Origin of the sequence: Streptomyces tatrensis (genome assembly GCF_049310065.1) — a bacterium.
GTDB lineage: Bacteria > Actinomycetota > Actinomycetes > Streptomycetales > Streptomycetaceae > Streptomyces.
On sequence record NZ_JBMDLB010000007.1, the window covers coordinates 1,934,491 to 1,949,069 of the forward strand.

The 14,579-nt window shown below is 71.2% G+C and carries 11 protein-coding genes; 4 read left to right on the forward strand and 7 right to left on the reverse strand.

Features of this window, described 5'->3' with window-relative positions; all coding sequences use genetic code 11:
• Positions 1 to 1,656 carry an N-6 DNA methylase gene (locus tag ACODT5_RS12270; protein WP_422519197.1) on the reverse strand — a complete coding sequence of 552 codons (1,656 nt, stop codon included), beginning with the start codon at positions 1,654 to 1,656 and terminating at the stop codon, positions 1 to 3.
• Positions 1,657 to 1,850: 194 nt separating this feature from the next.
• On the opposite strand from ACODT5_RS12270, the gene ACODT5_RS12275 reads away from it, so the two are divergent.
• Positions 1,851 to 3,533: a TIGR04141 family sporadically distributed protein gene (locus tag ACODT5_RS12275; RefSeq protein ID WP_422519198.1), complete on the forward strand. Its 1,683-nt coding sequence runs from the start codon at positions 1,851 to 1,853 to the stop codon at positions 3,531 to 3,533.
• A gap of 65 nt (positions 3,534 to 3,598) precedes the next feature.
• Here ACODT5_RS12275 and ACODT5_RS12280 read toward each other — a convergent pair whose 3' ends face one another.
• On the reverse strand, positions 3,599 to 4,231 hold the full coding sequence (locus tag ACODT5_RS12280) for an ADP-ribosyltransferase (protein WP_422519199.1): 633 nt from the start codon (positions 4,229 to 4,231) through the stop codon (positions 3,599 to 3,601).
• 190 nt (positions 4,232 to 4,421) lie between these two features.
• Here ACODT5_RS12280 and ACODT5_RS12285 point away from each other — a divergent pair, with 190 nt between their 5' ends.
• Positions 4,422 to 5,060 (forward strand): excalibur calcium-binding domain-containing protein, encoded by a 639-nt coding sequence (locus ACODT5_RS12285; protein ID WP_422519200.1) that lies wholly within the window; start codon positions 4,422 to 4,424, stop codon positions 5,058 to 5,060.
• Between the two features lie 162 nt (positions 5,061 to 5,222).
• Complete coding sequence (locus ACODT5_RS12290) at positions 5,223 to 6,653, forward strand: cytochrome P450 (protein ID WP_422519201.1); 1,431 nt, start codon at positions 5,223 to 5,225, stop codon at positions 6,651 to 6,653.
• A gap of 42 nt (positions 6,654 to 6,695) precedes the next feature.
• On the opposite strand, the gene ACODT5_RS12295 is transcribed toward ACODT5_RS12290, so the two are convergent.
• The gene (locus ACODT5_RS12295) at positions 6,696 to 8,147 is read right to left on the reverse strand and encodes an MFS transporter (protein ID WP_422519637.1); all 1,452 of its coding nucleotides are present in this window, start codon (positions 8,145 to 8,147) and stop codon (positions 6,696 to 6,698) included.
• 208 nt (positions 8,148 to 8,355) lie between these two features.
• On the opposite strand from ACODT5_RS12295, the gene ACODT5_RS12300 reads away from it, so the two are divergent.
• Positions 8,356 to 10,443: a S9 family peptidase gene (locus ACODT5_RS12300; protein ID WP_422519202.1), complete on the forward strand. Its 2,088-nt coding sequence runs from the start codon at positions 8,356 to 8,358 to the stop codon at positions 10,441 to 10,443.
• Positions 10,444 to 10,554: 111 nt separating this feature from the next.
• Here the strand turns inward: ACODT5_RS12300 and ACODT5_RS12305 are convergent, their stop codons facing one another.
• The 4 genes from ACODT5_RS12305 to ACODT5_RS12320 are packed head-to-tail and all read right to left on the reverse strand — an operon-like array spanning position 10,555 to position 14,577.
• Positions 10,555 to 11,592 carry an ABC transporter ATP-binding protein gene (locus ACODT5_RS12305; RefSeq protein WP_422519203.1) on the reverse strand — a complete coding sequence of 346 codons (1,038 nt, stop codon included), beginning with the start codon at positions 11,590 to 11,592 and terminating at the stop codon, positions 10,555 to 10,557.
• Entirely contained in the window at positions 11,589 to 12,623 is a 1,035-nt protein-coding gene (locus ACODT5_RS12310; protein WP_422519204.1) for an ABC transporter ATP-binding protein, read from the reverse strand. The genes ACODT5_RS12305 and ACODT5_RS12310 overlap by 4 nt, the downstream gene beginning before the upstream one ends.
• Positions 12,623 to 13,609 carry an ABC transporter permease gene (locus ACODT5_RS12315; protein WP_399382957.1) on the reverse strand — a complete coding sequence of 329 codons (987 nt, stop codon included), beginning with the start codon at positions 13,607 to 13,609 and terminating at the stop codon, positions 12,623 to 12,625. The genes ACODT5_RS12310 and ACODT5_RS12315 overlap by 1 nt, the downstream gene beginning before the upstream one ends.
• On the reverse strand, positions 13,606 to 14,577 hold the full coding sequence (locus ACODT5_RS12320; protein ID WP_422519205.1) for an ABC transporter permease: 972 nt from the start codon (positions 14,575 to 14,577) through the stop codon (positions 13,606 to 13,608). Before ACODT5_RS12320 ends, ACODT5_RS12315 begins: the two co-directional genes overlap by 4 nt.
• Positions 14,578 to 14,579: the final 2 nt, after the last annotated feature.

A 14,579-nucleotide genomic window follows, 5' to 3' on the forward strand; every position in this document is an offset into this window, starting at 1 on the left:
TCACTCCTCCGGCGCGAGACCTCCCGTGGCTAGACCGTCACGAGCGACTTCGGCAAGCTGCCGGCTCAACTCGCCGGTCTTGCGCATCTCCTCCTCGAACGCGGACAGCGCCCGGAAGGACGAGCCGTAGCGACGCTGCTCGTCAATGTTCATGCGGGGAATACGTGCCCCGCGAGCATCGAGACGGTAGCTACCGCTGGCGCTCGTGGACCTACGGATGTTGATGGAGCTGCGCAGGAATCCCTGCAGGTAGTCCGTGTCGAGCTGCTCACTGGCCGAGACCGGCTCCGAGTCCTCGTAGGCGACGAGCCCGGCGCGGGCGAGATCCGCGACGCTCGTGGTCGCACCGTCCAGCGAGCCCGGCCCATCCCCCGCATCCAACTCGGGCAGAAGTGCGACGAGTCGACGGACCCGCTCCTCCAGCTCCTTGCGCAGGGCCGTGTACTCACCGGGATAGTCACGGTCCCGGGCATGGAGATGACTGCCGGGGGTGAGATCGACGGTGTCGTCGAGGAGTTCGATCAGCGGCACGTCCGCAACCTGGCCGGGGCGTGGATCCAGGCTGCCGTCCGGGCTGTTGCCGGTCAGGTCGATCATGCGCACGGTACGGCTCGTGTCCACGTTGCCCGTGCTCTCAGGACGCTGCAGACTCCACAGATGGACGGGCAGGGCGTGCGAGGTCGCCGTCCCCGGCGGCAGGGCGACCACTCTGCGCAGGATGCCCCGGCGTACGAGTTCCGCTCTGATCCGGCGGCCGGCCTTGCGGTAGGCCGCCGAGGCCGGCATGACCATGAGGACATGGCCACCAGGCTCGGTGTGTGCATAGGCGTGCTGGAGCCAGGCAAGCTCCCCTTCGGCCTTGGAAGGCGTACCTAGCTCCCAGCGCGAGTCGAGAAGCAATTCCTCCCTTCCCCACTCGGTCACACCGGTCGGCGGGTCACAGACGACGAGATCGACCTTGAGGCCCGGCCACTCGTCCGCCCGGAGGGAATCACCTGCCGCGACACGAACCTGCGACCGCCCCAGAAGGTCCGCGCGAAGTTGCGCGAAACGGGCACCATCAGCATCCACCTCCTGCCCGTAACAGCGCATGCCGACTTGGGAAGTGACGGACAGCAGCAGCACTCCGATTCCGCACGCAGGATCGAAGGCCGTTGCGTCGGAGGGCAGTTCGGGAGCGAAATGGCACACGGCGCGCACCACACGCTCGGCACTCACCTGGTCCGATCCCGCACGCCGAGCAGAGTCGACGAACCGTTCCGTCAGACCGTTCACAATGTCGACGGGCGATTCGGTCCGGGCGAGCCCCCGCACCAGGGACGCAATGTCATCCGGTAGTCCTGGGACAGGCTTCTCGGCCAGGAGCCCTGCCACCTCCGCCAGGCCCGTCACCAGCTGGTCCCCGTACACGGCCCGCAGAGCCTGCCACAACTCGACCTCGGGCGACATCTCCTGGCTTTTGCGCTGTCTATCCAGCCATTCCTGAACTTCGACCAACGCGAAGAGATGGCTGTTCGCGGCGCCTCCTACGGGCGCCGGAAAGTCATCGTAGCGCCGACGCCAGTTGGAGACCGCAGCCCGGGTGACACCGGCCAGTCGAGCGATCTCGGCGCCGGTGACAAGCGGGCCAACCGATGAAGTTGCAGCGTCCGTCATGAGTCCAGCGTACACGGAGCATCTCATGATCTCTAGATTGATAGTCTGTTGACAGTGCACACAGACCCATGCCAACATTCTTCGTGTACTCGGCTTTCTGTACACCTGCCCTCGTCCGGTTCGGCCGCGACATGAAGGCGCCGATGTATCCCACCCGCCCTTCAAACCTCGCCCGCTGCTCCAGGAGGCTCCCCTTGTCGACGAACACCGCGGTACGCACCGTCTACCGGTTGACCGGCGTCGATCCCACTCCGGAAGCCATGCTCGACAACCTCGACCACGCATATCTGGACAAGCTCGGGGCCGATCTTCATTTCCCGGCTGCACTCGGAGTGCCGGCCGTCTACATCACGTGTGGCATGGAGCATCGCGAGGCCCCGTGGTGTGAACCCATGTCGCGCACCACCGGCATCACGGTCGCCGAGAGCGTCCGCCGCACCGCGGCCGTTCTCCTGCTCGCCGTCGACGGCATGGTGTACGCCATCGGCTGCGACCAGGGGTACCGACTGGTCCCCGACCACCTCAAGGACAAGCGCTTCGGCCTCTCGTTCGCCATCCGGCAGATGGATCCGAAGCTGATCCGCGGAGCGGTCTCGCGGTCACTCGGGCAGGCGCGCACCGACATTTCCCTGGTTCCGGGCGGGGCGCCGGTCCCGATGCTCGGCATCCGTGACCACTCGCGCATCGTGCGCAGCCTGGGCGGCTACCTCGACGACCTCCCCCTCACCCGCTCGCGGTACACCCGCGGAAAGCCCGTCAGCGCCCAGGGCGGATCCGGATTGAGGATCGCTTTGGGGATCGACCCCGAGGCCCTGCTCTCGGACTTGCGGACCATCGCCAGGATCTGCCGCGAGGACATCCCGCATCAGGAGTTGGAGTTCGTCGACCAGATCGCTCCGGTCAGCGACCCGACGGTCCTCGACGCACTCGAGCGGGATCTGGACGACCGGCTCGGCCGGCCCGCCGACGGCCGGACCTCCGCCTCGGTCCCCTCCGAGCATCACGCGGCCTACACGGAGGCCACGGCGTACATGACCCGGATCAACAGCAGTGACGTCTGGCACTCCGATGACTTCGACCTCGGTTATGTACTCGCCCGGTCCCGGCTCGCACCGCCCGGTCGGCGCCTGCAGGTGCTGCGCGAGGGAACCGTGACCCTCACCAGGGACCGTCGGGCAAGTGCCGCCGGCGCACTGGCCACCACCACGCCGCTGGCCTGGCTGGAGGCCGACGCCTCTCTCGGCTCCAGGCGGTTCTTCCTCCTCGAGGGAGAGTGGTACGAGGCCGGCGCGAGCTATGTGACGGAGTGCCGGGCTTCCGTGGGTGCCCTGTTCTCGCCGTCCCCCTCCGCCTCCCTCCCGGCCTGGCTCAAGGGGGAGTCCGAAAACGCGTACAACAACCGGGTGGCCGATGACCAGCCGGGCTGGGTCTGTCTCGATACCAAGAACGTCGCCAATCCCGTACGGCGCAGGGACCAGCTCGAGATCTGCGACCTGCTCACGCCCGACGGCATCCTGATCCTCGTCAAGCGCGCAGGCGGATCCAGCCCGCTGAGTCACCTGTTCGGACAGGCCAGGGTGGCGGTGGAGGTTCTCCAGGAGTCCGCCCAGGTCCGTGCAGAGTTCACGGCGAAGGCCGCCCGCCTCAGCGGAGGCAGCTGCATGCTTCCGGAGAACTTCACGCCCAAGCGGATCATTCTGGCCATGCTGCTCAAGAACCGCGAGAACCTGACAGCAGAGTCCGTCTTCGGCTTCTCGCAGATCACCATCGCGCAGACCGCGAAGGCTCTGGCAGCCCGAGGGGTGAGTGTCGAGGTCATCGGCATCCCGGAAGGCGACGCCGACTCAACCTCGCAGCCTCTGAGTGCGGCAGCGTAACGGAGCGACCCCGGCACCGACGCGCGCACGACCGGATGGCAGGTCCCGGCCGTGCAGGACGTTGACTAGCCCGGGTAGTTGGTGCGCCAGGGCTCGTAGTGCGGGTTGTCCTGGCACTCACTCATGATCTCGATCTTCTTCACCGTGTCGACCTGGCAGACGGCCACGATGAACGAGCGGGCGATGCCGCCCGGGAAGGCCACCTCGACCTGGGAGGCGTATTTGTGGGTGTCGCCGATGGTCTGGTTGACGTCCACGCCGCCGGGGGCGTCGATGTAGTAGTTCCAGCCACTCTTCCAGGACTTGTACAGGTCGTGGTTGTAGGTCGTGGAGACATACGGGGAGGGCTGGTTGACCAGGACGTAACTCTCGATGTTGTACTGGCCGTTCAGGGTGTCCCTGGGCAGGAAGCCTTCCTCGAAGACCACCGACGGCGGGCGGCCGTCCGAGCGATAGAGCTGCTTGCAGTTGATCCGCCAGGACGGGGAGGGAGTGATGCGCTCCACCTCCACGCGTTCGTCGGCGGCGGCGAAGAGGTGGTCCCGGACCCGGGGGCAGGAGTTCGCGGGAGCCGCCGCGCGGAGCGATCCGGGGGCGGCGGGTGCGGACGCGGAGGCGGAGGCCGGGGGCAGCAGGGCGGCGGCGAGGACGGTCGCGAGGACGGCGGCGCGACGGCGCAGGGCACGAATGGTGATCATGGGCCCATCCTGGCGCCCTCCCGCTGCGCCCGGGGGCATCCTCACTCGTTGGTGAGCGTGTCGAATTTCGCCTCTACTGCCTTGGACGGGGCGCGAGTTGATGATGGAACGATCCTGCCGGGCTGGGGGGCTCCGGGTAGGCTCGCGCACCACGGCGGTTCCACGCCGCGTGAGCTTGGGGGGGCATTTCATGTCCGTGCGTCGAGGCGTTGCCCTGGCAGCCGCCGTGGGGGCCGCCGCCCTGTTCCTCGCCGGGTGCGGGGAGCCGGCCACCGCGAAGGGCAAGGGCTCCGGCACGCCGGGGTCCGCGCCCACCCCGACCGGGTCCCGGCCCTCGATGCCGGGGCTCATCGGGAAGACGTCCGCCGGAGCCGCGACCCTCGTCACACCGGTGCTCACCAAGCCGGTCGAGGCGCGCAGCGCCTACGACGACGTCCCGCTGGCCACCGATCACGGCCAGTGGGCGGTCTGCTTCCAGACCCCGGCGGCGGGCACCCCCGTGGCGGGCGACACCACCGTCGAGATCTCGCTCGTCGCACCCGGGGCCCCGTGCCCGGCCGCGGCCGGCGCCTCCCTGCATCCCCCCAAGGCGTCGAGCCCCGCCAAGGCGCCGGCCCCCTCCGCGGACCCGGGCCCCTCCGCGGACCCCGGGCATCCGAAGCCGAAGCAGCCGAAGTCCAGCCCCACCCCGGCCCCCGGCCCCAGGGACGTCCACTACACGAACTGCACCGAGGCCAGGGCCGCCGGCGCCGCCCCGATCCGGCGCGGCGAGCCCGGCTACGGCAAGCACCTCGACCGGGACAGCGACGGCATCGCCTGCGACAAGTAGGAGGGGAAGCGGGAGGGAGGGGCTGGGGAGCCCCGCGGCGCGACGCGGCCGGGCCGCCCCGCGCTGCGGCGAAATTCGGCCATGCCTCCGCAGGCCTAGCCCCCGATGGGGGTCCGCCCCCAGAATCGCCCGGTCGGCACAGTTCTGAGGGCGGGCGGAGCCATGGCATCAGCGCAAGCGGCACGGACGGGCACCGCTGGCGGTGGCGTCGGTGGTACGGAGATACCGCGGCTGGAGGGCGCCCCGCTGCTCGGGTCGCTCGCCGACCTGAAGTCGGACGCCCTCGGGACGTACCAGCGGGCGCGGCACCGGCACGGTGACGTCGTGCGGATCGCGGCCGGTCCCCCAGGGCTGCGCACCGAGCTGCACTGCGTGTTCTCGGCGGAGGGGGCGCAGCAGGTCCTGGCCTCGCAGGCGGCCAACTTCCGCAAGGACAACGCCCTGTACCAAGAGATCCGCGAGGCCCTCGGCAACGGTCTGCTCACCAGCCAGGACGAGGACTACCTGCGCCAGCGGCGGCTGGTCCAGCCGCTGTTCACCAAGCGGCGGGTGGACGGGTACGCGGAAGCGGTGGCTACCGAGACCGCCTCCGCCCTCGCCGCCTGGGAGGCGGCCCCGGACGGGGTCGTCGACGTCTCCGACGAGATGATGGAGCTCGCGCTGCGCGCCGTCGCCCGGATCCTCTTCGGGACGGACGTGGACGCCGCCGCCGATGTCGTGGACCGGTGTTTTCCGGTCATCACCGACTATGTGATGCGCCGCGGCTACTCCCCCGTCAACCTCCCCCGCGACTGGCCCACTCCGGGCAACAAGCGGGCGGCCGCCGCGATGGACGAGCTGTACGCGGTGTGCGACGGGATCATCGCCGAGCGCCGTAGTAGGAGTAGTAGTGGTGGTGGTGGTGGTGGTAGCGAGGGGGCGGGGGACGATCTGCTGTCGCTGCTCGCCGCTGCCGGCAGTGCGGACGACGGGGAGTTCGACGCCACCGAGCTGCGCGAGCAGGTGCTGATCTTCCTGCTCGCCGGGCACGAGACGACCGCCACCTCGCTCGCCTTCTCCCTCCACCTGCTGGCCCGCCATCCCGATCTGCAGGCCCGGGCCCGCGCCGAGATCACCGCGGTCCTGGGAGACCGTACGCCCGGGGCCGCCGATCTCGAGCGGCTCCCGTACCTCACCCAGGTGCTCAAGGAGGCCATGCGGCTCTATCCGGCGGCCCCCGTCCTCGGGCGCCGCTCGGTCGCTGCGGCCGAGGTCGACGGGCACACCATCCCGGCCGGCGCCGATGTGATCGTGGCGCCCTGGGTGACCCACCGCCACCCCGCCTACTGGCCGGACCCGGAGCGCTTCGACCCCGACCGGTTCACCCCGGAGGCGGAGGCGGCCCGGCCGCGTTACGCCTGGCTGCCCTTCGGCGGCGGTCCGCGCGCCTGTATCGGGCAGCACTTCTCCATGCTGGAGTCGGTGATCGCGCTGGCGATGCTGCTGCGGACCTACGAGTTCGAGGCGGTGGACACCGAGATCTCGGTCGTCGCCGGGATCACCCTGCGCACCACCAGCCCCGCGCGCTGCCGGATCCGCCACCTGGGAGCCTGAGGGGCTGAGGGGCTGAGGGGCTGAGGGACTGAGGGGCCGGGGTCAGGCGCCCGGCGCCGGGGTGTGGTTGCCCTGGAGGCGGGCGAGGTCCGAGGGCCGCACCTGGATGACGAAGAGCGCGATCAGCGCCGTGACCAGGGTGAACGCGGCCGCCGCCACGAAGGCCGCGCTGACGCCCGAGGTGAGGACCTGGTCGCTCCAGGGCTTCGGGAACTGCTTGGTCTTGGCGAAGAAGAGCTTCTGCTCGGGTGTGGCGGTGCGCAGGAAGGAGCCCACCTGGTCCCTGGCCTCGTTGCGGCTGGCCGTGCCGAAGACCGTGACCAGGATGGACAGGCCCAGCGAACCGCCCACCTGCTGCATCGCGTTCAGGAGTCCGGAGGCCGCGCCCGATTCCCGGTCGGGGACGTTCGAGAGGGCCATCAGGGTCAGGGACACGAACTGCATGCCCATGCCGGCGGAGAAGAGCAGCATCGGTCCCAGGATGCTGCCCAGGTACGTCGAGTGGATGTCGGTCTGCGTGAGCCAGGCCAGGCCGGCGGCCGAGAAGAGGGAGCCGGCCACCATGAACGGTTTGGGCCCGAACTTGGGCAGCCCCTGGGAGGTGATCCCCGCCGTCACCGCGATCATCGCGCTGACCGGCAGGAAGGCGAGCCCGGCCCGCAGGGGGCTGAAGCCCAGCACGTTCTGCACGAACAGGGTCAGGAAGAAGAACATGCCGAAGATCGCGCAGGCGAAGAAGAGCATGATCGCGTACGTGCCGGCCCGGTTGCGGTCGGCGAACATGTGCAGCGGGGTGATGGGCTGGGGCGAGCGCCGTTCGTTGACGACGAAGAGGGTCAGCAGGACCACGGCCGCGGCGAAGGAGCCGAGCGTCAGCCCGTCGAGCCAGCCGTCCTGGGACGCGCGGATGAATCCGTAGACCAGCGCGACCATGCCGAGGGTGGAGAGCAGGGCGCCCGCGAGGTCGAAGTGCCCGGGCCGGCGCGCGGATTCGCGGATCACCTTCGGGGTGACCAGGGCGATCAGCAGCGCGATCGGGACGTTCACGAAGAGCACCCAGCGCCAGTTCAGCCACTCCACGAGCACCCCGCCGGCCAGCAGCCCGATCGCGCCGCCGCCGGCCGAGACGCCGGCGAAGACCCCGAAGGCCCGGTTGCGTTCGGGTCCTTCGCGGAAGGTGGTGGTGATCAGCGCGAGGGCGGTCGGCGAGGCGATGGCGCCGCCGACCCCCTGGAGGGCGCGGGCAGCCATCAACTGGCCGGAGTTCTGGGCGAATCCGCCCAGGAGCGAGGCCAGGCCGAAGAGCAGGACGCCGAAGATGAAGACGCGCCGCCGGCCGAGGATGTCGCCGGTGCGGCCGCCGAGGAGCAGCAGGCCGCCGAAGGTGAGGGTGTAGGCGTTGACGACCCAGGACAGGCTCTCGGTGGAGAAGTCGAGTGCGGTCTGGATGTGCGGCAGCGCGATGTTCACGATGGTGATGTCGAGAACGACCATGAGCTGGCAGGAGGCGAGCACGAGCAGAGCTAGTCCGTGACGGCCTTCCTTGCCTTGGACCTTGCCCTCGGTCCCGGTGCTGGTACTGCTCGGCGTAGCGTTCGGGTCCACTTTTTCGAGGCTAAACCTGTGGCCGGGGTGTCACCACTCGAACGGCCTAGCCTATGCGACATATGCCATGTGGTATTTCACATGACACACTGATTTCATGGATCGCATGGATGACTTCCTCAGGCTCTCCGCGAGCACCGCCCGCTTCACCTACGGCGCCCCGCGCGCCTTCTCCTTCGGGGACGAAGGCCGGCTCCTCTGGTTCCTCCGCTCCACCGGACCCACCGATCCCTTCGACAGCCTCTGGGTCCTGGACACCGCCACCGGCACCGAAACCCGGCTCGCCGACCCCCGCGAACTGTCCCCCGAGCCCGCGCCCCTCCCCGTCGTCGAGCGACGGCTGCGCGAACGCTCGCGGCTCGTCGCCGCCGGGATCGGCTCGTACGCGCTCTCCGCCGACGGGCGCACGGCGGTGTTCGCGCTCTACGGGCGCCTGTACGAGGTCACCCTCGCCGCCGACGCCGGAGCGCCCGCGCAGCCCAAGGAACTCCCCACCGCCGGGCCCGTCTTCGACCCGCGCCCGAACCCCGACGCCTCGCGGATCGCCTACGTCACCGGCGACGCCCTCCACACCGTCCCCGGCGGCCGGGTCAGCCCCGACGACGGGGCCCGCTGGGGCGTCGCGGAGTTCGCCGCCGCCGAGGAACTCGACCGGCACCGGGGCCACTGGTGGTCCCCCGACGGGGAGCGCCTGCTGGCCGCCCGCGTCGACGAATCCGCCCTCCAGCGGCGCTGGTTCGCCGACCCGGCGCACCCGGAGCTGGCGGCCGAGGACTTCGCGTACCCCGAGGCGGGCGGCCCCAACGCCGACGTGCGGTTCTGGGTGCTCGGACCGGGCCCGGACGCCGCCGTGCGGCTCGACTGGGACACCGAGACCTACCCGTACGTCTCCGACGCGGCCTGGGAGAGCGACTCCGAGATCCTGCTCACCGTGCAGGACCGGCTCCAGCAGAACGTCCTGCTGCTCTCCGCCGACCCGGACACCGGGCGCACCCGGGAGCTGTCGCGCACCACGCACCCCCAGTGGGTCGACCCCATGCTGCCCGGCACCCCGGCGCGCCTGGCCGACGGCCGGATGCTCACCTCGGCCGACACCCCCGGCGGGGCCGCCCGCGCGCTCGCGCTGGACGGCGTACTGCTCACCGGGGACGGGCTCCAGGTCCGCAAGGTGGCCGGCACCCACGGGAACCGGCTGCTGATCGAGGCCGGGCAGCGCGACCCCGCCGAGCAGCAGGTGCTCCTGCTGGACCCGGACACGGGCGAGGTGGCCCCGCTCGCGGACGGGCCCGGGGTGCACACCGTCCAGTCCGCCGCCGGGGCGCTGCTGCTGACCTCCGCCGACGCCGACGGGATCCGGCGCGTCCTGCGGACCGCCGACGGGCGGGAGTTCGTGCCCGGCGACCTGTCGCAGCCGCTGCCGTACCGGGTGGTCCCGGTCCTGGAGCGGGTCACCGAGCACGGGGTGCCCACCGCGCTGGTGCTGCCGCGCGGGCACGTCCCCGGCACGCGGCTGCCCGTCCTGATGGACAGCTACGGCGGCCCCGGCATGCAGGACGTCAGCGCCGAGCCGCGCCGCTGGCAGCACCGGCAGTGGTGGGCCGACCAGGGCTTCGCCGTGGTCACCGTCGACAACCGCGGCACCGCGCACGTCTCGCCGCGGTTCACCCACGCCATGTACCGCGGCTTCTCCGAGGTCACCCTGGAGGACCAGGTCGCCGCCCTGCAGGCGCTCGGGGCGCGCCACGGGGACCTCGACCTGACCCGGGTCGCCGTCCGCGGCTGGTCGTACGGCGGGTACCTCTCGGCGCTCGCGGTGCTGCGCCGCCCGGACGTCTTCCACGCGGCGGCGGCCGGGGCCGCGCCGACCGACTTCCGGCAGTACGACACGGCGTACACCGAGCGGTACCTGGGTCTGCCCCAGGCGCACCCGGAGGTGTACGAGCGGGACAGCCTGCTCTCCGACGCGGCGGGTCTGCGCCGGCCGCTGCTGCTGGTCACGGGGCTGGCCGATGACAACGTCCATCCCTCCCACACCCTGCGGCTCTCGCAGGCCCTGACCGACGCGGGCCGCCCGCACCAGCTGCTCGCGCTGCCGGGCGTCACGCACATGACCCCGGGCGGGGTACGGGAGAAGGTCATGGCCCTGGAGCTGGAGTTCTTCCGCAAGGAGCTGGGCCTGGCCTGAGCGCCGCCGGAACGGAAACCACCCGAACGAAGGAAGGGCCCCGGAGCGAGATCATCGCTCCGGGGCCCTTCCCGTACCCGGGTTCCCCGCCGGTCCCCCGGGCGTCCGGGGCTACGCCATGTGGCAGGCCACCTCGCGGGAGGCGACCGTCCGCAGCAGCGGCCGTTCGGTGCGGCAGATCTCCTGCGCCACGGGGCACCTGGGGTGGAAGGTGCAGCCGGGGGGCGGGGCCGCCGGACTCGGCGGATCGCCGAGCAGCACGATCCGCTCGCGCCGCCGCTCCGCCGCCGGGTCGGGCAGCGGTACGGCGGACAACAGCGCCCTGGTGTACGGGTGCTGGGGGTTCTCGTAGAGCGACTTCTTGTCGCCCATTTCCACGATCCGGCCGAGGTACATGACCGCGACCCGGTCGCTGACCCGTTTGACGACGGAGAGGTCGTGCGCGATGAACACGTAGGCCAGGCCCAGTTCGGCGCGCAGCCGCTCCATCAGGTTGACGATCTGCGCCTGGACGGAGACGTCCAGCGCCGAGACCGGTTCGTCGGCGATGATCAGCCGGGGGCTGGTGGCGAGCGACCGGGCGATGCCGATGCGCTGCGCCTGGCCGCCGGAGAACTCGTGCGGATAGCGGTCGATGTGCTCCGGGATCAGTCCGACGAGTTCCATCAGCTCGGCGGCCCGGCGGCGGGCGTCCGCCGCGCTCGAACCCTGCACCAGGAGCGGGTCGGAGATGATCCGGGCCACCGTCTGGCGGGGGTTGAGGGAGGAGTGCGGGTCCTGGAAGACCATCTGGAGGTTCCGCCGCAGGGGCCGCAGGGCGCCCTGGGAGAGCCGGCTGATGTCCTTGCCGTCGAACTCGACGCTGCCTGAGGTCGGTTCCAGCAGCCGGACCAGCATCCGCCCGGTGGTGGACTTGCCGCAGCCCGATTCCCCTACGAGGCCCAGGGTGCGGCCGGCCTCCAGGTCGAAGGAGACTCCGTCGACGGCGCGCACGGGCGCCCCCCGGCGCCCGGTCGCGGTCCGTTTGCCGGGGAAGGACATCGTGAGGTCGCGCACGCGCAGCAGCGGGGGCGGGGTCTCGCCGCGGGCCGCCGGGACCCGGTCGGTGCGGGTGTGGGTGCCGGTGTCGGGCTGGTTGGCCGTGGTCATCGGGTCACCTCCCGGACGGCGCCGGTGAAGTGGCAGGCGGACTCGCGGCCGGCGTCGCCGTAGGCACGCAGTTCGGGCCGCACCGTGGCGCAGCGCTCGCGGTCCGCTTCGTCGGCCGCGGCGGCCACGGGGCAGCGCGGGGCGAAGGCGCACCCCGGGGCCGGGGCGAGCAGGGAGGGCGGGGAGCCGGGGATGGCCCGCAGCGGTTCGTCGTCGGCGTCGTCCAGCCGGGGCAGGGAGTCGAGGAGCCCCCGGGTGTAGGGGTGTGCCGGGTCGGCGAACAGGTCGTCGACCGGGGCCTGTTCGGCGGCCCGGCCGCCGTACATGACGAGCACCTCGTGGGCGACGCGGGCGACCACGCCCAGATCGTGGGTGATCATGACGACGCCGAGTCCGCGCTCCTGCTGGAGCCCGGCGATCAGCTCCAGGATCTGCGCCTGCACGGTGACGTCGAGGGCGGTGGTGGGCTCGTCGGCGATGAGCAGTTCGGGTTCGCAGGCCAGTGCCATGGCGATCATCGCGCGCTGGCGCATGCCGCCGGAGAACTGGTGCGGGTACTCCCCCGCCCGGCGGGCGGGTTCGGGGATGCCGACCTCGCCGAGCATGTCGACGGCGCGCCGCTTCGCGGCGGCCCGGCCGGCCCGGAAGTGGACCCGGAAGTGCTCGGCGATCTGCTCGCCGACCGTGTAGTAGGGGTGCAGGCTGGACAGCGGGTCCTGGAAGATCATGGCCATCTTGCGGCCGCGCAGCTTGGAGAGCTCCTTCTCGGACTTGGTGGTCAGCTCCTGTCCGGCGAGGGCGATGGAGCCGCCGATCTCGGCGCCCCGGTGCAGGCCCATGACGGCGAGGGAGGTGACGGACTTGCCCGAGCCGGACTCGCCGACGATGCCGAGGGTGCGGCCGGCCTCGACGGTGAAGCCGAGGGAGTCGACGGCGCGTACGGTGCCGCGCGGGGTGGTGAACGTGACGTGCAGGTCGCGGACTTGGAGCAGCGGGGCCGCGGGGGCCGCGGCTTCGTGAGGAGGAGCCATCAGTACCTCACCCTCGGGTCGATGACGGCGTACAGGAGGTCGACGGCGAGGTTCGCGACGACGATGAAGAAGGCGGCCAGCAGGGTGACTCCGAGGACCACGGGCTGGTCCGAGCTGACCAGGGCCCCGTAGAACAGCCGCCCGATGCCCGGGAGTCCGAAGATGGACTCGGTGATGACGGCGCCGGCGAGCAGGCCGCCGAGGTCCATGCCGAAGATGGTGAGGATCGGGGTCATCCCGGAGCGCAGTCCGTGTTTGACCACGACGGTGCGCTCGGGCATTCCCTTGGCGCGGGCGGTGCGGATGTACGGCTCGGCCATCGCCTCGATCATCGAACCGCGGCTCTGGCGGGCGTACATGGCGGCGTAGAGCAGGGCGAGCGCGGTCCAGGGCAGGAGCAGGTTGCTCGCCCAGGCCAGGGGGTTGTCGGTGAAGGCCTGGTAGGTGGGGTAGGGCAGGAGCCCGGCGATCCGGATGACTCCGTAGATGAGCATCACGGAGGTGAAGTACACGGGCAGGGAGGCGGCGGCGACCGCGCCGACCATGAGGACCTTGTCGGTGGCCGTGTCCTTGCGCAGGGCGGCGGTGACTCCCGCGCCGAGTCCGAGGACGAGCCAGAGGGCGGCGGCGCCGACGGCGAGGGAGGCGGAGACCGGGAGCCGGTCCATCAGCAGGTCCCACACGGGCAGGGAGTTCTCGTAGGAGTAGCCCAGGCAGGGGAAGTCGCACTGGACGGCGTACTGGCCGGTGCCGAGGGTGCGTCCGGTGAAGATCCCGGTGAGGAACTCGCCGAACTGCCGCCACAGCGGCCGGTCCAGGCCGAGGTACGCGCGTACGTCGGCCAGCCGCTCGGCGCTGCAGGTCTTGCCGCAGGCGGCCGCGGCCGGGTCGGAGGGGAGCACGTAGAAGATGAGGAAGGTGACGGCGGCGATGGCCAGGAGGACGCCGGCGAGGGCGAGCAGCCGGCGCGCGAGGTAGAGGATCACGTCCGGCCGCCCCTCGGGTCGAGGATGTCGCGCAGGGCGTCGCCGAGCAGGGTGAAGGCGAGGACCGCGAGGAAGAGGAAGAGGCTGGGGATGACGAAGTACATGGGGTCGGTCTCGTAGAAGGCCACGGACTCGGCGATCATCTGGCCCCAGGAGGGGGTGGGCGGGCGCACGCCCACGCCGAGGTAGCTGAGCGCGGCCTCGGTGCTGATCATGCCGGGGATGAGCAGGGTGGTGTAGGCGATGACCGGGCCGGAGACGCCCGGGAGGATGTCGCGGGTCAGGATCCGCCAGGAGCTCGACCCGCCGACGCGGGCGGCGTCCACGTACTCGCGGTGTTTGAGCGAGAGGGCCTGGCCGCGGACGACGCGGGCGACGCCGGGCCAGCCGAAGACGCCGATGACGACGGTCATGAGGACGATGCGGTTGACGTCCTTGGCAACCGACAGCATCGCGATCATGAAGATGAGGGACGGGAAGGACATCGTCAGGTCCATCAGCCGGGACAGGACGGCGTCGGTGCGCCCGCCGAAGTAGCCGGCGGCGATTCCGGCGGCGGTGCCCGTCACGACGACGATGGCGGTGGCGGCGAAGGCGATGAGGAGCGAGACCTGGGCGCCGTGGACGACGCGGGCGAACAGGTCGCGGCCGGTGACGGGTTCCACGCCGAGCCAGTGCTCGGGGCTGATCCCGCCGAAGGAGCCCAGCGGCTGGCCGCCGAGGTAGGGGTCGATGGCGGACTTGTCGAACTCGTCCGGGGACCAGCCGCCCAGCGCGCCCAGCCAGGGGGCGGTGACGGCCATCAGGACGAAGAGGAGGACGACGCAGAGGCTGACGCGGACGGCGGGGCGGCGGCGGAGTTCCCGCCGGGCGAGCTGCCAGGGGCTGCTGCCCGGAGGGATCTCCTTGGCCGCCGCCGCGTCCGCCGCCTCCGGGGAGCCCGGGTCGGCGGCGAGGGCGGCGGTCATGA

Bases quoted from the DNA above. Each gene is read 5' to 3' on its own strand.
- ACODT5_RS12270 (WP_422519197.1), bottom strand. From the start codon at position 1,656: ATGACGGACGCTGCAACTTCATCGGTTGGCCCGCTTGTCACCGGCGCC.
- ACODT5_RS12280 (WP_422519199.1), bottom strand. From the start codon at position 4,231: ATGATCACCATTCGTGCCCTGCGCCGTCGCGCCGCCGTCCTCGCGACC.
- ACODT5_RS12285 (WP_422519200.1), top strand. From the start codon at position 4,422: ATGTCCGTGCGTCGAGGCGTTGCCCTGGCAGCCGCCGTGGGGGCCGCC.
- ACODT5_RS12290 (WP_422519201.1), top strand. From the start codon at position 5,223: ATGGCATCAGCGCAAGCGGCACGGACGGGCACCGCTGGCGGTGGCGTC.
- ACODT5_RS12295 (WP_422519637.1), bottom strand. From the start codon at position 8,147: ATGGTCGTTCTCGACATCACCATCGTGAACATCGCGCTGCCGCACATC.
- ACODT5_RS12300 (WP_422519202.1), top strand. From the start codon at position 8,356: ATGGATCGCATGGATGACTTCCTCAGGCTCTCCGCGAGCACCGCCCGC.
- ACODT5_RS12305 (WP_422519203.1), bottom strand. From the start codon at position 11,592: ATGACCACGGCCAACCAGCCCGACACCGGCACCCACACCCGCACCGAC.
- ACODT5_RS12310 (WP_422519204.1), bottom strand. From the start codon at position 12,623: ATGGCTCCTCCTCACGAAGCCGCGGCCCCCGCGGCCCCGCTGCTCCAA.
- ACODT5_RS12320 (WP_422519205.1), bottom strand. From the start codon at position 14,577: ATGACCGCCGCCCTCGCCGCCGACCCGGGCTCCCCGGAGGCGGCGGAC.